We start from the raw sequence: 18106 nt of genomic DNA on the forward strand, positions 1-18106 counted from the left end.
CGAGGTGGTCGAGGTGAAGGATGCCGGCGTCGAGGTGAAGATCGTCGACACCGACATGCAGACCTTCATCCGCCGGGCCGAACTCGCCCGCGACCGCGGCGACCAGCGCCCCGAGCGCTTCGCCACCGGCGAGAAGTTCGACGCCCGCGTGGTCCAGTTCGACCGGAAGGCCCGCCGCGTGCAGGTCTCGATCAAGGCCCTCGAGGTCGCCGAGGAGAAGGAGGCCATGGCCCAGTTCGGCTCTGCCGATTCGGGTGCCTCCCTCGGCGACATCCTCGGCGCCGCCTTCAACAAGAAGCGCTCCGACGACGAGTGAGACACTGGCTCCGCCGCCCGGCCTGTCCGGGCGGCGGAGCCGACGGTTGAGACCCGCGCGGGACCCCGGTCCCGGGCGGGTTTTTCTTTGGGCGCCGGCAATCCAAGGTTGCCAGGAGCGCGCGGCCGGTCCGGTCGTGCCGCCCGACGCGACAGCGACGGGCCGCCCCGTCATTTTCTTCGCGCGCCCCGTATCCACGCCCGCGGAAAATGCTCTAGAACACCGGCCTCGCACGGCTCGGACGGAGCGAGCCGAAGGAAACCAAGGACTTGCCCGGCGCGGGGGTACGGCTCCCGCACCCCGTCGAGGGGCCGGTCGGGGTGCTTTAGGGGAAGCGACAGCATGGCAGCCGATGCCGAACTGCTGATTGACCGGCGGCGCCTGCGCCGCAGGTTGTCCCTCTGGCGCGTGCTCGGCGTCGGCGGCCTCATCGTGGCGGTCGGGGCCCTCGGGTACCGGGTGCGGACGGGCGCGGACGGCGCCTTCGCGGTGCAGCCCCAGATCGCCCGCATCTCCGTCTCGGGCTTCATCGCCGGGAGCGAGGCCACCGCCAAGCTGATGAAGCGGGTCGGCGATTCGGACGCCGTGAAGGGCGTGATCGTCTCGATCAACTCGCCGGGCGGCACGACTACGGGCTCGGAGGAGATCTTCCGCAACCTCCGAGCGCTCGCCGCCAAGAAGCCGATCGTGGCCTTCGTGGACGGCACCGCCGCGTCCGGCGCCTACATCACCGCGATCGCGGCCGATCACATCGTCGCGCGCGAGACCAGCCTGGTCGGCTCGATCGGCGTGCTGTTCCAGTACCCCGACTTCTCGGGCCTGCTGGACAAGGTCGGCGTCAAGGTCGAGTCGGTGAAGTCGTCGCCGCTCAAGGCCGAGCCCTCGGGCTTCACCCCGACCTCGCCGGAGGCGCGCGCCGCGCTGGCCTCCGTGGTCGGCGACACCTACGCGTGGTTCAAGGGCCTCGTCGCGGAGCGCCGCGGCATGGATCCCGCTCAGCTCAGTACCGTCTCCGACGGCCGGGTGTTCAGCGGGCGCCAGAGCGTGCCGCTGAAGCTCGTCGACGAGCTCGGCGGCGAGCGGCAGGCGGTGGCGTGGCTGGAGAGCGCCCGCGGCGTCCAGACGAACCTGCCGATCAAGGACTGGAAGCCCGCCTCGGAGAGCCGGTTCTCCCTGTGGTCGGCCGCCGGGATCGGCGCCGACCTCCTCGGCCTGGAAGGCCTCGCGGCGCGGCTGCGGTCCGTCGGCGCCGAGGCCGAGGCCGCCCGGGGCGGGATGCTCGCCCTCTGGCACCCGGAACCCTGAACGACCGCCGCCGCGCAGCCCGCCCCGATCCCGCGAGAAGATCCCACGCCATGATCAAGTCGGAGCTCGTCCTCAAGATCGCCGAGCAGAACCCGCATCTCTACCAGCGCGACGTGGAGATCCTGGTCAACGCGATCCTCGACACCATTTCCGACGCGCTGGCCCGCGGCGACCGGGTCGAGTTGCGCGGCTTCGGCGCCTTCTCGGTCAAGCGCCGGGAGGCGCGCCGGGGACGCAACCCGCGCACGGGTGCCGCCGTTGCCGTGTCCGAGAAGGCGATCCCCGTGTTCAAGACCGGCAAGGAGATGCGCCAGCGCCTGAACGCCGCCGGGATCGGCGAGAATGCCTCGGCCGCCGAGTAGGAAGGACCTGTGAGCGCGATGATCCGTTTCCTGAAGAGCCTCGTGCTGCTGCCGATCGCCGCCCTGGTGATCCTCCTGGCGGTGGCCAATCGCGCGCCGGTGCGGCTCTCCTTCGATCCGTTCAACGTGGACGCGCCGGTCTTCAGCGTCGATCTCCCGCTCTACGCGATCCTGTTCGGCGCGGTTGCCCTGGGCATCGTGGTGGGCGGCATCTTCACGTGGCTCGGCCAGGGCAAGACCCGCGCGCGGGCGCGCTATCACCGCCGCGAGGCCGTCCGGCACGAGCGCGAGGCGACCCGCCTGCGGGCCTACGCGCCGGAGACCGAGACCTCGGGCGTCTACACGGTCCCGAATACCGGCCGGACGGCCCTGCCGGCCCCGCGCTGAGGCGGCCCCCTCAGCGCCGGCCGCGCGCGGCCGCCACGAAGGCCGCGATCTTCGCCGGATCCTTCACCCCGGGCGCCGTCTCGACCCCCGACGAGACGTCGACGGCGCCGATCCCCGTGCGGGCGAGGGCGTCGGCCACGTTTCCGGCATCCAGTCCGCCCGACAGCATGGTCCCGGGCGGGAGCGCGGCGCCGCGCAGGATCTCCCAATCGAAGCGCCGGCCGTTGCCGCCCGGCAGGGCGGCGTCCGGCGGCGCCTTGGCGTCCAGCAGGATCCGGTCGGCGACCGCCGCGTAGGCCGGCAGGGCCGCGAGATCCGCCGACGTCGCGATGCCGAGCGCCTTCATCACCGGCCGTCCTGTCCGGGCACGGATCGCCGCGACGCGCTCCGGGCTCTCCCGGCCGTGAAGCTGGACCAGATCCGGATCCACCGCCTCGACGGACGCGGCGAGAAGCGCGTCGTCCGGATCGACGAGCAGGATGACCCGCTCGGCCCGGCCACGGGCCAGAGCGGACAGCGCGGCGGCCTCCGCCAGCGTCACGTGCCGGGGACTGCGGGGGAAGTACACGAGGCCGATCCAGTCCGCCCCGGCCTCCAGAGCGGCGGTCAGGGTCGCTTCGGTGCTGAGCCCGCAGATTTTCACGCGGGTCTGGGACGGGGAGGAGGCCATCGGCCTCCTATAGCCGATCCCGCGCCGACGAGCAGGCCCGCGGCGCGCCGAGCGGTCATACCGGTCGCGCCCGCACCGCCCACCCGGCAGTGCCGGCCGGCAGGGCCGCTCGCCTAGTACAGGGCCGGCACGTAGACGTTCGGGATCTGGAAGCCGCTGAAGACGAGCTTGCCGTCGACGAGCCGCAGCGGCGGAAGCGCCTTCAGCGGCGTGCCGTCGGCCGGCGCGTCGGGGCCGGGGCGCTGGGCCAGCCCCAGGAGCCCGCCGACCAGCTGGCCCACCAGGGCGCCCCGGTCCGAGCCGAAGCGCTGGCCGACGATGCTGCCGACCAGCGCGTCGACGCCGGCCGCCCGCAGGTCGATCTGCCCGGCGGGCCGGTGGGCGGCGTCGAGGGCGAGCGTGCCCTTCGCCTGGACGCGCTGCGCCCCCTTGGCCAGCGACAGCGCCGTCAGGTCCAGGGCGCCACCCGCCTGACGCCAGCGCTCCAGCTCGCGCGCCACCGTCCCGGTGCGCAGCACGGTCGCCTGCGTCAGGGTCGCGTCCAGGGCGAGGTCGGCCGGATCCTGCGTTCCGGTGACCGCGTCGAGCTGCGGAACCGCCGCCTGGTTCAGGCGCAGGCTGACATCCACGGCGCCGTCGGAGTCGAAGCGGCCCGGGCTCGGCCGAGCATGCAGCTCGAGGTGCCGCCCCGAGACCGCGATTGGGCCGGGCTCGGCGCCCTTCACGGTGATGTCGGGCTTGTCGACGACCAGGGACGCGCGGCTGAAGCCCCCAGCGGCGCCGTGGAAGCTGCCCTGGAGCGCGGTCCAGGACGCGTCGCCGGTCAGCAGGCCCTGCTCGACGTGGAACGGGCCCGCGCTCTCGAAGACGACCAGGCGGGGCTGGTAGATCTGCGCCACCGCCGTGCTCGGCCCGAGCCGGAAGCGCCCGTCGGCGCGCTCGAGGGTCACGGCGCTGCAGCGCAGCTCCAGGCGGAACGGGTAGCCGCCGAGGGATCGGTCCGCGCAGGTCCAGGTGCGTCCGGCGGTCGCCTCGCGGGCGATCCAGCCGTCGATCTCGCTGGCCGCGCGCTCCCGCATCCAGAGCCAGCCGGCCGACCAGCCCACGACCACGAGGGCGAGCAGGATGTAGGGCAGGAACAGCCCCCGCCGGGATCGCCGCGCGCCCCGTACCGGAGCTGTCTCAGCGGCACCCTCCGGCCGCGTCCGATCCTGCACCATGCGTTCCGCTCCCCGACCCGTCCCCGCGGGGACATCGTGGCCCCGGCTTGTGGCCACGCAAGGGGCGAAACTGGGGCAGCACCGCCACGGGTCGACCGCCGCGGACGCGATCCGTCCGCGCGCGGCGCATTCCCGGTCAGACCTGCGCCGGCTCGACGGTGTCGACCTGCAGATCCTCGACGATCGCCGTCCGCTCGGCCTCGTTCTCGGCGAGGCGGTGGACGTGCATCTCGGTGGCGCCCCGGCGGCGGACACGGTCGAGCCAGGTCCGGCGCAGGTGGTCGCGCGGGCTCTCGCTGGAACTCGCCACCGAGACCATCTCGGCGATGCCGGCGTTGTCCCGGCGGACGGCGATCACCACGGCCTGCGCCATCTCGTCGAGGTCGAAGCCGCCAGCCGGGTGGACACCGACCACGTAGCGCCGGCCGGAGCGGCCGCGCCAGGCCGAGAGCGGGAGCGCGGGGGAGCCGCGCAGACCCGCGGTCGTCTTGAGGCGTTCTTCACGCACATCCTGCCTCCGGGTGCGATCGTCCTTCAGGTCGCGGAGCGCGGCCGACCAGGACAGGGCTCTTCTGTTCGCCATTTGTTCTAACCTAACGCGCGATATCCACAGGCGTCAAGGGCGACGTTCCTAGAGCGAGATGTGGCGACGATGCCCGTTATCCACAAGCCGCCGGGCGCCGGTCCGACGCGGAAAACCGCGCTCGCGAACGGCTCAGCGTCGGGCGTCTGCAGCGGCCGGCGCCTCGTCGGCCGGCACGGCGTGCCCCTCGGCCGCGAGGCCCTGGAGGCCGCCCTCGACGAGGGCGTTCGAGGCCGTCTCGAGCCGCTCCTGGGCCAGCGCCTGGAACTCCTGGCGGGGAAGGCCCGGCGGGATGGGCGGCAGGAACTCGATCACCGCCCGGCCCGGCCGGCGCACGAGGCTGTTGCGCGACCAGAACAGGCCGGTGTTCAGCGCCACGGGCAGGCAGGGCACGTTCAGGGCGGTGTAGAGGTGCGAGAGCCCCTGCTTGTAGGCGGGCGGCGCCCCGACCGGACGCCGGGTGCCCTCGGGGAAGATGATGAGCTGGCGGCCGTCCCGGATCGCCGCGCCGGCGGCGGCGTTCATCAGGCTCATGGCCCGGCTGCCCTTCGACCGGTCGATCGCCACCATGCCGCTGCGCGACAGGTACCAGCCGATGAGCGGGATGAGCAGCAGCTCCTTCTTCAGGATGTAGGCGAAGTTCGGCAGCACCGTGCAGAGGGCCAGCGTCTCCAGGGCCGACTGGTGCTTGGCCGCCACCAGCAGGGGGCCGGCCGGGATGTTCTCCAGCCCGCGGAACTCGACCCGCGTTCCCGCGACGACCCGCAGGAGCCACAGGGTGATCCGCCCCCAGGCGCGGGCAAGCCGCAGCACCGACCGGCCGGAGACCAGCATGGGCAGGCCGGCGAAGGCCAGGACCGTCGTGACGGCGTAGAAGCAGACGTTGAAGGCGAGAGAGCGGAGGGCGAGCATCGGGAACCGTGTCGTGGCGGCTCCCCTGTAGCGCGCCCGCGTGTCCGCGGCCAAGGGCGACGTGCCGGGCGGCGTCAGGTCCCCTCGGGGCGATGCCCGTCCCGGAGGAGCCCCGCGCCGCGCCCGGCGACCAGCCAGTAGACCAGGCCGGCGCTGGCACCGACCGCGAACAGGATCAGCGTCAGGCGCGCCTCGCCCGCGAGGAGGGCGGCGTCGCGGGCGCCGCCGGACCGGAGCGCGCCGCGCGTCAGCCAGGGGAGGGCGGCGGTGAGCAGCCCGCAGCCGGCGCCGTACCACAGCAGGCCGCGGCGCCCGAGGATCTCACCACCGAGGCCGATCACGGCCGGGGGCACGAACAGCAGCGCGAACAGCGCCTTGGCGAGGCCGGCGAGGAGCAGGGCGAGACCCTCCGGCGGCAGCCCGGCCGAGAGGTCCGACAGGGCCATGTCGAGTCCAGCGAGCGCCCCGCCGGACAGCCAGGCCTGCGCGGCCGGGTCGACGAGCAGCGCCAGCACCAGGACCGCGAGGCCCGCGGGGACCGCGAGCAGGAGGGCGAAGGCCCCGAGAATCAGGCGACCGAGGGCGTGCATGCCGCGAGCCTCTACACCGGGCGCCCCCGCCCGTCGCGCGGAAGCCGCGCCCGATCCTCGCGGATCCGGCGCGGCTTCCATCGTTCCGCGACCCGGGGGGCGTGTGCCGTCAGCCGTGGGCCGGGGCGGCGCCGCCGGGATCGCCGTGCGTGTGCTTCTTCCGGAATCGGCCCAGCCAGATCGAGAAGTGGCGGATCACCACGTAGAAGACCGGGGTCAGGAACAGGCCGAAGAAGGTCGCGCCGATCATACCGAAGAACACCGCGGTGCCGAGCGCCTGGCGCATCTCGGCGCCGGGGCCGGTCGCCACGACCAGCGGCAGGGTGCCGAGGATGAACGCGAAGGCGGTCATCAGGATCGGGCGCAGGCGGAGACGGCAGGCCTCGACCGCCGCCTCGACCGGGCCGCGATGCTCCCGCTGCTCGATGTCGTGTGCGAACTCGACGATCAGGATCGCGTTCTTCGCCGCGAGGCCGATGAGCACGATCAGGCCGATCTGGGTCAGGATGTTGTTGTCCTGCCCCCGGAACTGCACGCCCGCGAGCGCGGCGAGCACGCCGGTCGGCACCACCAGCAGGATCGCGAGCGGCAGCGCCCAGGATTCGTACTGCGCGGCGAGCACGAGGAAGACCAGAAGCACGCCGAGGGCGAAGACCGCGCCGGCCGTGCCGCTCGCCGCCTTCTGCTGGTAGGCGATCTCGGTCCAGTCGTACGAGTAGCCGTCGGGCAGCGCCTTCTTGGCGATCTCCTCCATGGCGGTGAGCGCCTGTCCGGTGGAGACGCCGGGCTTGGCCACGCCCTGCACCGGGACCGAGTAGTACAGGTTGAACCGCTGCACGATCTGCGGACCGGTCACGTCCCGCACCGAGGCGAGGGTGCCCATCGGCACCAGGGCGCCGGTGGAGGAGCGCACCTTGATCTGCGAGATGTCCTGCACCGACGTGCGGAACGCCGCGTCGCCCTGCAGGCGCACCTGGTAGATGCGGCCCAGGGTGTTGAAGTCGTTGACGTAGGTGCCGCCGAGATCCGCCTGGACCGACGAGAACACGTTGGCCAGCGGCACGTTCAGCATCCGCGCGATGGTGCGGTCGATGTCGAGGAAGAGCTGCGGCGTCGAGTTGTCGAAGGTCGTGAAGACGCGCTGCACGTCCGCGCTCTGGTTCGCCTGGGCGATCACCTCGCCGGCGGCGGCCATGAGCGGGCCGATATCCGAGGACTGGCGGCTCTCGATCTGCATCTTGAAGCCGCCGCCGTTGCCGAGACCGCGCACGGGCGGGGGCGGGATGACGATGACCCGCGCCTCCTGGATGTCCGAGGTCGCCTTCAGCACGTCGCCGGTGATGACGGCCGCGCTCCGACCCACTTCCGCGCGCTCCTTCGCCCCCTTGAGGGTCAGGAACATCACGCCGGCATTGGTCGTGTTGGTGAAGGTCGCGCCGTCGAAGCCCGCGATGATCACCGCGTTGGCCACGCCGTCGACCGTCCGGGCCTGCTTGGCGGCACGCAGGCACACCTCCGTGGTGCGGTCGAGGGAGGAGCCGGACGGGAGCTGGACGACGCCGATCAGGTAGCCCTGATCCTGGTCCGGGATGAAGCCCGTAGGGGTCGTCTGCGCGAGGTGGAGCGTGCCAGCGATCACCGCGGCGTAGACCAGCAGCATCACGCCCAAGCCCACGATCCCGCCGGTGAGCACCCGGATCGTCCGGCCGTAGGCGTTCGACGTGGCGTCGAAGGCGCGGTTGAAGCCGTTCGCCAGCCAGTTCACGAACCGGGTCAGGAAGAACTTCGGCTCCTTGCGGGCGTGGTGGGGCACCAGCAGCAGCTTGCAGAGCGCCGGCGACAGGGTCAGCGAGTTGAAGGCCGAGATCAGGGTCGAGGCCGCGATGGTGAGCGCGAACTGCTTGTAGAACTGGCCCGAGATGCCCGGGATGAACGCTGTCGGCACGAATACCGCAGCGAGCACCAGCGCGATGGCGATGACCGCGCCGCCGACCTCGTCCATGGTCTTGTGGGCGGCGTCGCCCGGCGACAGGCCCTCGGCCATGTTGCGCTCGACGTTCTCCACCACCACGATGGCGTCGTCGACCACGATGCCGATGGCGAGAACGAGCCCGAACAGGGTCAGGTTGTTCAGCGAGAAGCCGAAGGCCGCCATCGCCGCGAAGGTGCCGATCAGCGAGACCGGGATCGCGATGACCGGGATCAGGGCGGTCCGCCAGCTCTGGAGGAACACCAGCACCACGATGACCACGAGGCCGACCGCCTCGAACAGGGTCTTGTAGACCTCGTGGATCGATTCCTCGATGAACTCCGTCGGGTTGTAGGCGATGCGGTACTCGACGTCCGGCGGGAAGTTCTTCTTGACCTCCTCCATCACCTTCTTGACCGACGCCGCCGCGTCGAGCGCGTTGGTGCCCGGCCGCTGGAAGGCGCCGATGCCCACCGCGGGCGTGTCGTTAAGGAACGAGTTGGTCGTGTAGTCCTTCTGGCCCATCTCGACGCGGGCGATGTCCTTGACCCGGACGAGGCGCCCGTCCTGCGCCTTGATGATCACCTCGGCGAACTGCTCCGGCGTCTTGAACCGCGCCTGCGACTGCACGACGAGCTGGAACGCCTCGCCCTTGGCGGCCGGCGGACCGTTCAGCTGGCCGGCGGCCACCTGGACGTTCTGCTCCTGCAGGGCGGTCGTGACGTCGGTCACCGAGAGGCCGTAGGCGGCGAGCTTGTTGGGGTCGACCCAGACACGCTCGGCGTACTCGTTACCGCCGAAGATCGTGATGTCGCCGACGCCGTCGAGGCGCAGCAGCTCGTCGCGGATGTTCAGGTAGATGTAGTTGGCGAGGTAGTTCTGGTCGTAGGTCTTGTTCGGGGAGAGCAGGTGCACGACCAGCATCAGGTCGGGCGAGGCCTTGCGGACCGTGACGCCGAGGTTGCGCACGTCCGGCGGCAGGCGCGGCTGCGCCACCGACAGCCGGTTCTGCACCAGCACGTTCGCGATATCGAGGTTGGTGCCGACCTTGAAGGTCACGGTCAGCAGCATGTTGCCGTCGTTGGTCGACAACGACGTCATGTAGAGCATGTTGTCGACGCCGTTGACCTCCTGCTCGATCGGCGTCGCGATCGTGGCGGCCACGGTCTCGGCGTTGGCGCCCGGATAGGAGGCGCGCACCGTCACGGTCGGCGGCACGATCTCGGGGTACTGCGAGACCGGCAGGCTCTCGTAGGCCACGAAGCCGAGGATCAGGAAGACGATCGACGTGACGGACGCGAAGATCGGTCTGTCGACGAAGAAGTGGGCGAAACGCATCGGTCAAACCTCTGAGGCCCGCCGGTCTCCCGGACGGGGCCCTGCGTCGTCGGTGCGGGGCGCGCCGCGCGGCGCGCACGAAGGCGTTCGTGTCGAGCCGCGCGGGCTCAGGTCTTGCTCGGCGGCAGCTCGATCGTCTCGGGGGTGACCTTCGCGCCCGGACGGACGCGGGACAGGCCGTTGACCACCACGGTCTCGTCGCCCTTCAGCCCCGACTGGATCACCCGGTAGCCGTCGACCTTCGGCCCGAGCACGACGTCCTTCTGCTGGATCACGTTCTCGGGTCCGACGATGTAGACGATGCGCTTGTCCTGGTTGGCGGACACCGCCTCGTCGGGCAGCAGGATGCCCTGGAACGGCTTGGTCGCCGGCATCGAGACGATGCCGAACAGGCCGGGCTTGATGAACATGTCGGGGTTCGGGACGGTCGCGCGCAGCAGGATCGTGCCGGTGGCGTTGTCGACGCGGTTGTCGACGAAGTCGAGCGTGCCCTTGCGGGTGGGCTTCGCTTCCCCCGACAGAGCGATCAGGATCGGCACGCCCTTACCCTGCTGGGTCTGGCCCATGCCGATGCCGAGGCTGTTCTGGTACTTGAGGAACGACTTCTCATCGACGGTGTAGCTGAAATAGATCGGGTCGAGGGACACGATCGTCGTCAGCATGGTCTGGTCGGCGCTGACGATGTTGCCCTCGGTCACCAGGCGGCGGCTGATGCGGCCGTTGATCGGCGCCTTCACCTCGCTGAAGTCGTAGTTCAGCTGGGCGTTGTTGAGAGCGGCCTGGGCGCTGTCGACGTCGGCCTGGGCGGTCTGCGAGGCCTGCCGGCGCTGGTCGGTGACCTGCTCGGAGATATTGCCGCTGCGGGACAGGGTCTGCGCGCGCTCCAGGTCCGTCTGCGAGAAGGACTGGCGCGCCTTGGCGGAGGCCAGGGCCGCCTGGGCCTGCTCCAGCGCCGCCTTATAGGGGCGCCTGTCGATCACGAACAGGACGTCGCCCTTCTTCACCGTCTGGCCGTCGACGAAGTTGATCTTCTCGAGGTAGCCGGTGACGCGGGCGCGGACCTCGACGTAATCGATCGCGTCGAAGCGGCCGGTATACTGATCCTGCTCGACGATCTGGCGCACCACGGGCTTGGCCACGGTGACCTTGGGCGGCGGGCCGCCCGGCGCCTGCGCGCGGGCCGGAGTCGCGAGGGGGCCTGCCGCGAGAGCCGCGATCAGGCCTGACAAGACGGTGAGTAGGCTGGGAAGCCGGCTGCGCATCGGGTCCTGCTGTCCGTTGGCCGACCGTCCGGTCGCGCCGAGCTTGACGATTGTTCCGCCGCGGGTGCGCCGTAACCCGCGGTCGACGGTGTTGCTTGTGCGCGAACGCACATCACGGTCCCGCGAGCCGGATTGAAACGGCAGATTAGGCGATCGTTTCGCCCGCGCTGTACCAGTCCTTGAAACCGCCCTTGTAGTGTTCGACGAGGTCGAGCCCGGCATTCTGCGCCGCCATGAGCGCGTGGACCGAGCGGACGCCCGAGGCGCACGAGAACACCGCCCGCCGGCCGTCCTCGGCTACGAGGGCCGCGACCGCCTGTGGGTCGAAGCCGGAGAGCGGGTGCGAGACGGCGCCGGGGATGTGCCCGGCCTCATACTCGTGCGGCTCACGGACGTCGATGATCAGCATCGAGCCGTCATCGAGCCCCTGCTTGACCGTCTCGCGATCGAGGTCGACCACCCGCATCGGCAGGATCTCCGTTCCGCCCGCTCTCGGCCAGGCTGGCTGACTGACGCTTTTCCTTATTCGTCAGACCCCGGCGGCGCAACGTGCGTCGTCGTCCCGCGACCGTCGCCCGCGGGCGGGCAGCCGAGGATGCCTGGCCCGGCGCGGATCGGCGGTCTCCGTCAGAGCGCCGCGAGGGTCGGCGCCACGGCCGCGAAATGCGCGGGCCAGTCCGGCGGCCGGTACCCGGCCAGACGGCCGGCCAGTTCGGCGCGGAGCGACCCGTCGGGCCGCGCGAGCGCCTCGATCGCCTCGATCCAGCCCGGACCGTCCAGGGGATCGCGGAACAGCGCGAAGCCGTCGGCGATCTCGCGGTGGACGGAGATGTCAGAGGCGATCACCGGCAGCCCCGAGGCCGCGGCCTCGACCACGGGGATGCCGTAGCCCTCGGTGAAAGACGGCATCAGCAGGGCGGTGCAGCTGCGCATCAGCGCCGCCAGACCGTGGGTCGACAATCCCGAGGCCTCGATGACGTGGGCGCGCACGCCGGGGCAGCGCTCCAGCATGTCGATGGCGCTCTCCGCCTCCCAGCCCCGGCGCCCGACCACGACGAGCCGGGGCGCCACCGCCCCGTGGCGCTCGGCCAGGAGCCGCCAGATCTGGAACAGCAGCAGGTGGTTCTTGCGCGACTCGATGGTGCCGCAGACCAGGAAGGTCGGCCGGTCGGGGGTGAAGCGGGGCCCGGCGTGGCCGAAGGCGGCCTCGACCCCGAGATGGCCCACGGCCACCGGCGGCCGCCCGAACCCCTCGGCGGCGAGATGCGCGAGGGTGCGCCGGCCGGTATCCTCCGAGTTCACCAGGATGGCGGAGGCGTGCCGCCCGATCGTGCGCAGGCGCGCCCGGTGCCGGTCAGCCTCACCGGACCGGCCGTATTCCGGGTGGGTGATCGGGATGAGGTCGTGGACGAAGAACGCCGCCCGCACGTCCCGCCGGGTATAGAGCCAGTCGAACCGCCGCGGGTCGTCGAGGCGCAGGTGCGAGGTGTGCAGGTAGAGCGCGTCCCGGGGCAGGATCGCGACCGACCGGCCGCGCAGCGCGATGTCGACGGTCTTGCGCGCCTGGATCCGCCGCCGGTCGGCGGACCCGGCCTGCGGTGCGGCGCCGGGCGCCGGCGCGGCGGCGGGATCGCCGCAGCGGGACGCGAGCCGCCGGTAGACCGGGTCCGACGCGGCGTCCCGGTCCTCGACCCAGCCGGCCGCCACGGCCTCGACGATCTCCAGCGCCTGCGCGCGGTCGAGGATGCGCGGTCCGAACGCCGTGGAGACGACGCCGACGCCCGTCTCCGCCCGGCCGAGATAGGCGCGCGCGTAGGCGAGGTCGACGCGGTCGATGCCCGACGGGCTCGCGTGGCGCAGCCGCGTGACGAGGCGCGTGAGATCGAAGGCGATCGGTCGGTCCGTCATGATCCTCTGGCAATCGCGGGGGCGAGGCCTCCCCGTAGCGGGCCTGACCCGCGAGAGCCAGCACATCCGCGCGGCCCGCGCGCGCCGAAGGGCTTGCGCGGGCGCGGCGCGGAGGCTAAGAGCCGCGAGCCCTAGCGGCGTCGGAGTGTAGCGCAGCCCGGTTAGCGCACTAGTCTGGGGGGATGATAGTCCATCCTCACAAGCCACTCAGCCCTTTGACGTTTTAGCGTCCGTCCCTCCCTCCGTGGGATTTTCTGTGGGATTTGATGTCGCGATCGCGTTTTGAGCCGCTTTCGCGCGGTCCGCGGCGAGCTGCATCGCGGCCATCACGTCGTCATCCGTCACATGCGCGTACTTGGTCGTCGTGGCGATGTTCTCGTGCCGGAGCAGCCGCTGAACCGCGCGCAGGTTGCCGGTCGCCCGCAGGATCCGGGTCGCTGCGGTGTGTCGGTTGTCGTGGAAGCGGAAGTTGTCGATCTGAGCGCCCGGCATCGCTCGGCGGAATGCGGTCTGCAGTCCGGACCGCGTCATCGGTAGGCGCTCGCCGCGCACGCGACCCTGGCGATTGCGCGCCACCACATAGGTGAAGACCGCCTCGGGGTGATCGCCGCGCAACGACCAGAGCAGGTCCCTTGCATCCGGAGGCAAAGGGATGGTCGCGATCTTGGCGCCCTTCCCGAAAACCGTGACCTGCCGGCCGCCCCAATCGATGTCGTCCCAGCGCAGTTGCCAAACCTCGCCCAGCCGCAGGCCAGTGAGCAGCGCGAAGCGGATCACGGCATGGTAGTCGGGGCGCAGCGTGTCGAACAGCCGGGCCTCCTCCTCGGCCTTCAACTCGCGGATCCGCTCCTTGGGTTCGCGCAGGAAGTGGTCACGCCAAGAGATCTCGGCGACCGGCTCTTTCCAGACGCGCTTGGCCCGATTGAGGATTTTGCGAAGCGGTTCGGTCACGCTGCGGTTGACGGTGGCCGGCGCGACGAGCTTCGGCGGCACCTTAATCTTGGGCTTGGCCTTCCGCTTGCGGTTCTGGCCGGACCGGACCGGCTCGCCGCGACGGATAGCGACGAGCTTCGCCACGAGGGCGTCGTCGATGTCGATCAAGCGCCGCTTCGCTCCGATGTGGTCCCTGAGCCAGGCGAGCGACCACGCGGTGTTCATGTTCCCGCCGCCGCGGTGATGCTCGCCGACCTGTGTCCAGTAAAGCGAGGCGGCCACCTCAAACGTCATAGGCTCCCGCTCGGCCTTCTTCGCCTTCTTGACCTCGGCTAGGGCCGATTGCCGCTCGCGCTCCTCGACCCGCTCCGCTTCTCGGCGCGTAGTCGCTCCAGTTGAGCCCGAAAATCGACGACCTCCAACCTGGAAGTCATAGGAGTACGTTTCCGCGCCGGGACGCTTGAAGACGGACATTCAGCTCTCCGCTGGTTCTCCCGGAACCGGTCGATGTCGGCAGGGTCAAAGCGCTTTCGGGTGCGGTGTTCGCCCAGGCCTACGGCGATGTAATGGATGTCGCCGCGGCGCACGTGTCCATCAAAAGTGCGCCGGCCGATCCGGAGCAGCCGTGCGGCCTCGTCGGCAGTGAGGAGGTCGGACTCGGTCATTCGCCCAGCCCCCTAAGCCAATACGAGACTTCGCCTTCGTAGCGGAACCACTCGCCCCGGAGGCGCCAAGCCTTGAACCGCTCGTGCAGTTCGCGCTCGTCGGCGATGGTGCCTGGGAACGTCATGTAGACGGTCAGCTTCGCGGGTAGCCCGGCTTGGACCTCTGCGATCCTGCCTTTTGCGTCACTCGACTCTGTGAAGCCGATCTTCACGTACTTATCGAACCCGACGACATAGATCATGCCGTGGATGGTGGCGTGCGTCCTGCGTCCGGCGAGGTATTGCTTGACGCAATCAGCCTCAAGCTTTTCGCGATGCCACTTGGGCGGGTCGTCGCCGACCGGTCTCGAATAGATGCCTTGATCGACCTTTTCCAGAAAGGACGCGAGGTCCGGCTCTTGGCAGTAGGCGGCCGCGGTTTCGGCGCGCATCTCCAGCGGCCACGAGCCCAGCGGATATGCCGGCGAGCGCTCAGCGCCCATCTCGTCCTCCTGTGTTCTCTGATCGGGTGTCTGGGAGAGGGGCGGCCTTGGCGGCGAGAGCGGCGGCATTGCTCGGCGAGAGGCGCACGACATCGCCGCCGCGGTAGAAGATCCCGAACGACGAGATCGGCAGCGGGCCGGCGTAGGCCATCGCTTCGTCGGGCTGGCGCAGGCCGAACCAGCCGTTGGGCATGGCTGGGTCGACTTCGATCCGAAGGCCGGATCCGCCGCCGAGCCAGCGCGGGCGAGTGCCGCCGGGCGCCACCTCGTCCAGCAGCTTCTGGCAGGCGTCCATGATCTCAGCGCCCGTCGGTGCCGGCTTGGTGGAGGCCGTGCACGTGTTCAGGGCCAGCGGCCGATCCAACGAGACCGGCAACGTCGTGCCGAGCAGGCGGCGGCGGAAGGCGTCACGCATCGCCAGGCTCCTGCGACAAGAGAGCGAGCGCAGCTTCCCGGCCGGGCCAGGGCTCAAGAAAGAACCGGCCGGCAGCCTTGAGAGGCATGCGAACGATCTCGGTCACATGCGGGTTTTCGACGAGCATGCGGGCGGCATCGTCTATCGGACCGACGCCAACGACCTCGCCCTCGGCAATGGCCATGATGCAATCCTGATCAGAGAACGTCGGCATCGCCAGCCTCCTGGTTCGGGTTGAGGGCGGCGCGGGCAGGCGCCAAGCCAGCATCGAGATCGCCGTCCGGCGGCAGGCTGTGACCGGCAATAGCCATCCGGATCGTGACGACAGCTTCGTCCACGCAGGTCTGCGTCGTCGGTGCCAGCGCTCGGTAGGAGCCGGCCATCCGCATGGCCTCAAGCGGGATCGCCGCGATGACGGCGACACGCTTCCAAGCCTTGGCGCCCTTCTCAGCCTGGAGGAGACGGGAGCGGAGTTGGGCGATCTCGGCGAGGATCGAAGCGAGCGGGCCGGCGAGGAGGGCGTCGGCAGCGCCGTACCACTTCCAGGCGTTGGCTCGCGCATCCTGCTCGGGCGAGGAGTACCCAACGCGCTGCCACTCTGCGAGGCCTTCGACCAATGACGGTCTGAGGGCCGTTCGCATCGCCATCGTGTAGGCGATCTGCTCCTTCAGCCTGATCTCCTCGGCCGTCCGGCCGGTATCGGGGGCTGGGGTCATAGACGAGCCTCCGATGATTTCCGAGGCTTTGGATTGCTCTGCGCCAAATAATTCTCGACGATAGAGCTTTCGAGCATGGCCCATCTCAGCTTGTCGGCTATGTCAAGGTCGTCCCAGTCAGCGACCTTGCTGCCGAAAACAGACCCATATGCGAGCCACGCCGTTTCGCCGGGAGGCCGGACACCTTCTGCCGGTTCACCCATTGCGCACCTCCCCGCCAGCCTGAAGGGTGCGGAGGGCGAGCTCGATGCGAGCCGCTTGCTTGAGGAGCGTGTCTCTGACTTCGGGCGCCATGGTTGTGCTTTTGCACCGGCGCCGGTAGTCCGCAGCGACCAACCCAGGCTGGGTATCAAAGCTGTCCAACCAGTCCTGCGCCTCCTCCACCGTCATCTGAGGATCGACTGGGGTCTGGTCGGGTGAGGACTTGGGCGTCTGATCGTCGATCTCGCGGATCACATCACCGCTGACGACGCCGACGAGACCCTTGGGCAGCTTAGCGTCTGCTGAGGCTTCCTTCGCGATGGCCAGCGCCCGCCGGAAGACGGAGTTGACGCCCTTCACGCCGAGTTCGGCTTCAAGCCGGGCGACGAGCGCTTCCGTGGCCTCCGTGAGGTAGGGATCCGCGCCCTTCGTCTCTTCCTCTGATACTGTAGAGGCGACGAGCTTGCCGGAGCGGCTGGACATCAGGTCGACAATGGCATCGGCCATATCATCGTACAGGCTCCCGGCATCGTTGCCGTAGAGCGTGTGCTCTGAGATCGCGGCGAGGCGCGCCCTCTTGACCAGTTCCCCCAGATCCCCACCCGCTCCTGCTTCAGGGGATGGGGCGGATGCGACCCCGAGGCGCTTGAGTATGGCGTCACACGCATCGCGCCATGCCTCAATGGCAGTGCCGGCCGCGGCGTCATCCGCCATGCAGCGCACGCGCCTTACGGTCTCCTGCGGGCTCAAATCGCCCCAAGCCTTCTGCCCGACATCATCTCCGACCCGCGGCTCGAAAGCGGCAGCGATCGGCTCAGCCGCCGGCAGCCGCGCCATGTACTGGGCGATCCAGGCGTCACGCTTTGCCTGCCACTGCTCGTTCGTCTCGGGCTCCTCGCTGGCGCCCTGGACGATGTGATGCGCTCCCCGCCCGTAGGCGTCGCGCAGGGCCTTCGCGAGATCGTCGCCGCCGAGGGGGGATGTGAGGTCAGACATGGCGTCAGATCTCCGAGGTTGCGAGAGCGGCGCGACCCTCGTCGGTGAGCTTCCCGACGAAGTTGATGAGCCCCAGAGCGAGGAGTTTTCGGGCCTTCTTTTTCTGGATGCCGATGCCCTCGGAGCGGAGCCGAAGGGCTGCCAGGAGTGTCGGTGTCAGCCGCAGCGGGGTCCCCCCACCGCCGGCCTTGATCTTGGTGACTTTGCCGTATCGGCCCGTGGCGTACTCCCGGGCATGAGCCGCGGTGGCGGCCTGCACGGTCACCTTCCGGTTCTCGTCTCGGTCGATGTAGACGGTGAACATCGTCATACGCCCACGCCTCCACCGTGCCGAACGCCTTGAGGCTCGAGCAGCCGGGTGATCTCGGCAGGAAGAGCCGGCGGCGTCAGTTCGATCGCCTGCGGAGCGGCCCAGGGCTCGCCAGCACCCGGCTCGCTGCCCCAGTCCACGACGATCTCGCCCGTGGCGAGGTAGTGGTCGCGGAGGCGCTTGAGGGTGGCGATGGCTCGGATGAGGGGCCAACGCTCGGCGGACCTGAACCCCTCTGGCTCAAACAGCTTTATGCGGTCGTGCAAGCCGAGGCCGAGCCATTCAGCAGCCTCGCGCCCGATAGCGTACATATTAGAGTTCATGAGGAAGATGTGGCCGGCGATGCACGCCGCAGTTCCACACGCATGCAAGTCAGATCTATTCTCGACATATTCCAGTGCGCGTGCATCGCGAGTGAAGTAGCTTTTCATATTGAACCGCTCCGGCGGCTGCGCCTCCAGATGCGCGATGAGCTTGTCGAGGTTCGGGACGTTTAGCGTCATCTCAGTCTCCTATCGGGCGGGAAGATCGAATGAGGCAGCGCAGCCAAGTCCGCCTTGAGCCTG

Annotated in this window: 21 protein-coding genes and 1 pseudogene; 4 read left to right on the forward strand and 18 right to left on the reverse strand. The window is 69.9% G+C overall.

The features are described 5' to 3' along the window. From ACLBYG_RS21740 to ACLBYG_RS21755, 4 genes are all read left to right on the forward strand, one after another. Positions 1 to 316: S1 RNA-binding domain-containing protein (locus ACLBYG_RS21740; protein WP_447682815.1), on the forward strand; the 316-nt coding region annotated here is incomplete at its 5' end. 342 nt (positions 317 to 658) lie between these two features. Further along, complete coding sequence (sppA, locus tag ACLBYG_RS21745) at positions 659 to 1621, forward strand: signal peptide peptidase SppA (RefSeq protein WP_447682816.1); 963 nt, start codon at positions 659 to 661, stop codon at positions 1619 to 1621. A 50-nt stretch (positions 1622 to 1671) separates the two neighbouring features. After that, positions 1672 to 1983 carry an integration host factor subunit beta gene (locus tag ACLBYG_RS21750; RefSeq protein WP_012319412.1) on the forward strand — a complete coding sequence of 104 codons (312 nt, stop codon included), beginning with the start codon at positions 1672 to 1674 and terminating at the stop codon, positions 1981 to 1983. Between the two features lie 18 nt (positions 1984 to 2001). Next, positions 2002 to 2370, forward strand: a complete 369-nt coding sequence (locus tag ACLBYG_RS21755; protein ID WP_026604778.1) for a LapA family protein — start codon at positions 2002 to 2004, stop codon at positions 2368 to 2370. A 10-nt stretch (positions 2371 to 2380) separates the two neighbouring features. On the opposite strand, the gene ACLBYG_RS21760 is transcribed toward ACLBYG_RS21755, so the two are convergent. The 18 genes and pseudogenes from ACLBYG_RS21760 to ACLBYG_RS21845 all read right to left on the reverse strand — a co-directional run bounded on the left by ACLBYG_RS21760 (position 2381) and on the right by ACLBYG_RS21845 (position 18043). After that, the gene (locus ACLBYG_RS21760) at positions 2381 to 3040 is read right to left on the reverse strand and encodes a phosphoribosylanthranilate isomerase (RefSeq protein ID WP_447682817.1); all 660 of its coding nucleotides are present in this window, start codon (positions 3038 to 3040) and stop codon (positions 2381 to 2383) included. A 113-nt stretch (positions 3041 to 3153) separates the two neighbouring features. Beyond that, on the reverse strand, positions 3154 to 4260 hold the full coding sequence (locus ACLBYG_RS21765) for a DUF2125 domain-containing protein (RefSeq protein WP_447682818.1): 1107 nt from the start codon (positions 4258 to 4260) through the stop codon (positions 3154 to 3156). 136 nt (positions 4261 to 4396) lie between these two features. Next, on the reverse strand, positions 4397 to 4843 hold the full coding sequence (locus ACLBYG_RS21770) for a hypothetical protein (protein WP_012319408.1): 447 nt from the start codon (positions 4841 to 4843) through the stop codon (positions 4397 to 4399). Between the two features lie 132 nt (positions 4844 to 4975). Further along, entirely contained in the window at positions 4976 to 5755 is a 780-nt protein-coding gene (locus ACLBYG_RS21775) for a lysophospholipid acyltransferase family protein (protein ID WP_091976381.1), read from the reverse strand. A 74-nt stretch (positions 5756 to 5829) separates the two neighbouring features. Continuing rightward, complete coding sequence (locus tag ACLBYG_RS21780) at positions 5830 to 6345, reverse strand: hypothetical protein (RefSeq protein ID WP_447682819.1); 516 nt, start codon at positions 6343 to 6345, stop codon at positions 5830 to 5832. Positions 6346 to 6454: 109 nt separating this feature from the next. After that, the gene (locus tag ACLBYG_RS21785; protein WP_056530065.1) at positions 6455 to 9652 is read right to left on the reverse strand and encodes an efflux RND transporter permease subunit; all 3198 of its coding nucleotides are present in this window, start codon (positions 9650 to 9652) and stop codon (positions 6455 to 6457) included. A gap of 107 nt (positions 9653 to 9759) precedes the next feature. Continuing rightward, on the reverse strand, positions 9760 to 10914 hold the full coding sequence (locus tag ACLBYG_RS21790) for an efflux RND transporter periplasmic adaptor subunit (RefSeq protein WP_447682820.1): 1155 nt from the start codon (positions 10912 to 10914) through the stop codon (positions 9760 to 9762). Positions 10915 to 11059: 145 nt separating this feature from the next. Then, on the reverse strand, positions 11060 to 11380 hold the full coding sequence (locus tag ACLBYG_RS21795) for a rhodanese-like domain-containing protein (protein ID WP_447682821.1): 321 nt from the start codon (positions 11378 to 11380) through the stop codon (positions 11060 to 11062). A 161-nt stretch (positions 11381 to 11541) separates the two neighbouring features. Then, on the reverse strand, positions 11542 to 12822 hold the full coding sequence (locus ACLBYG_RS21800) for a glycosyltransferase family 4 protein (protein ID WP_447682822.1): 1281 nt from the start codon (positions 12820 to 12822) through the stop codon (positions 11542 to 11544). A gap of 207 nt (positions 12823 to 13029) precedes the next feature. After that, positions 13030 to 14229, reverse strand: coding sequence for a tyrosine-type recombinase/integrase (locus ACLBYG_RS21805; RefSeq protein ID WP_447682823.1), 1200 nt, complete (start codon positions 14227 to 14229; stop codon positions 13030 to 13032). A 20-nt stretch (positions 14230 to 14249) separates the two neighbouring features. Further along, a pseudogene (locus ACLBYG_RS21810) lies at positions 14250 to 14420 on the reverse strand (helix-turn-helix domain-containing protein); the annotation flags it as partial. Continuing rightward, positions 14417 to 14902 (reverse strand): GIY-YIG nuclease family protein, encoded by a 486-nt coding sequence (locus ACLBYG_RS21815; RefSeq protein WP_447682824.1) that lies wholly within the window; start codon positions 14900 to 14902, stop codon positions 14417 to 14419. The gene ACLBYG_RS21815 and the pseudogene ACLBYG_RS21810, both read right to left, overlap by 4 nt. Next, positions 14892 to 15317, reverse strand: a complete 426-nt coding sequence (locus ACLBYG_RS21820; RefSeq protein WP_447682825.1) for a hypothetical protein — start codon at positions 15315 to 15317, stop codon at positions 14892 to 14894. The genes ACLBYG_RS21815 and ACLBYG_RS21820 overlap by 11 nt, the downstream gene beginning before the upstream one ends. Further along, positions 15310 to 15531, reverse strand: coding sequence for a hypothetical protein (locus ACLBYG_RS21825; protein ID WP_447682826.1), 222 nt, complete (start codon positions 15529 to 15531; stop codon positions 15310 to 15312). Before ACLBYG_RS21825 ends, ACLBYG_RS21820 begins: the two co-directional genes overlap by 8 nt. Further along, positions 15515 to 16033: a hypothetical protein gene (locus ACLBYG_RS21830; protein ID WP_447682827.1), complete on the reverse strand. Its 519-nt coding sequence runs from the start codon at positions 16031 to 16033 to the stop codon at positions 15515 to 15517. The genes ACLBYG_RS21825 and ACLBYG_RS21830 overlap by 17 nt, the downstream gene beginning before the upstream one ends. 195 nt (positions 16034 to 16228) lie before the next feature. After that, positions 16229 to 17230, reverse strand: a complete 1002-nt coding sequence (locus ACLBYG_RS21835) for a hypothetical protein (protein ID WP_447682828.1) — start codon at positions 17228 to 17230, stop codon at positions 16229 to 16231. Positions 17231 to 17234: 4 nt separating this feature from the next. Beyond that, on the reverse strand, positions 17235 to 17540 hold the full coding sequence (locus ACLBYG_RS21840) for a hypothetical protein (protein WP_447682829.1): 306 nt from the start codon (positions 17538 to 17540) through the stop codon (positions 17235 to 17237). After that, positions 17537 to 18043, reverse strand: coding sequence for a hypothetical protein (locus ACLBYG_RS21845; protein WP_447682830.1), 507 nt, complete (start codon positions 18041 to 18043; stop codon positions 17537 to 17539). The genes ACLBYG_RS21840 and ACLBYG_RS21845 overlap by 4 nt, the downstream gene beginning before the upstream one ends. Positions 18044 to 18106 lie beyond the last annotated feature (63 nt).

The organism is Methylobacterium sp. D53M, assembly GCF_053345625.1.

Bases quoted from the DNA above. Each gene is read 5' to 3' on its own strand.
- ACLBYG_RS21845 (WP_447682830.1), bottom strand. From the start codon at position 18,043: ATGACGCTAAACGTCCCGAACCTCGACAAGCTCATCGCGCATCTGGAG.
- ACLBYG_RS21815 (WP_447682824.1), bottom strand. From the start codon at position 14,902: ATGGGCGCTGAGCGCTCGCCGGCATATCCGCTGGGCTCGTGGCCGCTG.
- ACLBYG_RS21750 (WP_012319412.1), top strand. From the start codon at position 1,672: ATGATCAAGTCGGAGCTCGTCCTCAAGATCGCCGAGCAGAACCCGCAT.
- ACLBYG_RS21755 (WP_026604778.1), top strand. From the start codon at position 2,002: ATGATCCGTTTCCTGAAGAGCCTCGTGCTGCTGCCGATCGCCGCCCTG.
- ACLBYG_RS21760 (WP_447682817.1), bottom strand. From the start codon at position 3,040: ATGGCCTCCTCCCCGTCCCAGACCCGCGTGAAAATCTGCGGGCTCAGC.
- ACLBYG_RS21830 (WP_447682827.1), bottom strand. From the start codon at position 16,033: ATGACCCCAGCCCCCGATACCGGCCGGACGGCCGAGGAGATCAGGCTG.
- ACLBYG_RS21790 (WP_447682820.1), bottom strand. From the start codon at position 10,914: ATGCGCAGCCGGCTTCCCAGCCTACTCACCGTCTTGTCAGGCCTGATC.
- ACLBYG_RS21780 (WP_447682819.1), bottom strand. From the start codon at position 6,345: ATGCACGCCCTCGGTCGCCTGATTCTCGGGGCCTTCGCCCTCCTGCTC.
- ACLBYG_RS21835 (WP_447682828.1), bottom strand. From the start codon at position 17,230: ATGTCTGACCTCACATCCCCCCTCGGCGGCGACGATCTCGCGAAGGCC.
- ACLBYG_RS21840 (WP_447682829.1), bottom strand. From the start codon at position 17,540: ATGACGATGTTCACCGTCTACATCGACCGAGACGAGAACCGGAAGGTG.
- sppA (WP_447682816.1), top strand. From the start codon at position 659: ATGGCAGCCGATGCCGAACTGCTGATTGACCGGCGGCGCCTGCGCCGC.
- ACLBYG_RS21800 (WP_447682822.1), bottom strand. From the start codon at position 12,822: ATGACGGACCGACCGATCGCCTTCGATCTCACGCGCCTCGTCACGCGG.
- ACLBYG_RS21775 (WP_091976381.1), bottom strand. From the start codon at position 5,755: ATGCTCGCCCTCCGCTCTCTCGCCTTCAACGTCTGCTTCTACGCCGTC.
- ACLBYG_RS21805 (WP_447682823.1), bottom strand. From the start codon at position 14,229: ATGTCCGTCTTCAAGCGTCCCGGCGCGGAAACGTACTCCTATGACTTC.
- ACLBYG_RS21765 (WP_447682818.1), bottom strand. From the start codon at position 4,260: ATGGTGCAGGATCGGACGCGGCCGGAGGGTGCCGCTGAGACAGCTCCG.
- ACLBYG_RS21785 (WP_056530065.1), bottom strand. From the start codon at position 9,652: ATGCGTTTCGCCCACTTCTTCGTCGACAGACCGATCTTCGCGTCCGTC.
- ACLBYG_RS21820 (WP_447682825.1), bottom strand. From the start codon at position 15,317: ATGCGTGACGCCTTCCGCCGCCGCCTGCTCGGCACGACGTTGCCGGTC.
- ACLBYG_RS21795 (WP_447682821.1), bottom strand. From the start codon at position 11,380: ATGCGGGTGGTCGACCTCGATCGCGAGACGGTCAAGCAGGGGCTCGAT.
- ACLBYG_RS21825 (WP_447682826.1), bottom strand. From the start codon at position 15,531: ATGCCGACGTTCTCTGATCAGGATTGCATCATGGCCATTGCCGAGGGC.
- ACLBYG_RS21770 (WP_012319408.1), bottom strand. From the start codon at position 4,843: ATGGCGAACAGAAGAGCCCTGTCCTGGTCGGCCGCGCTCCGCGACCTG.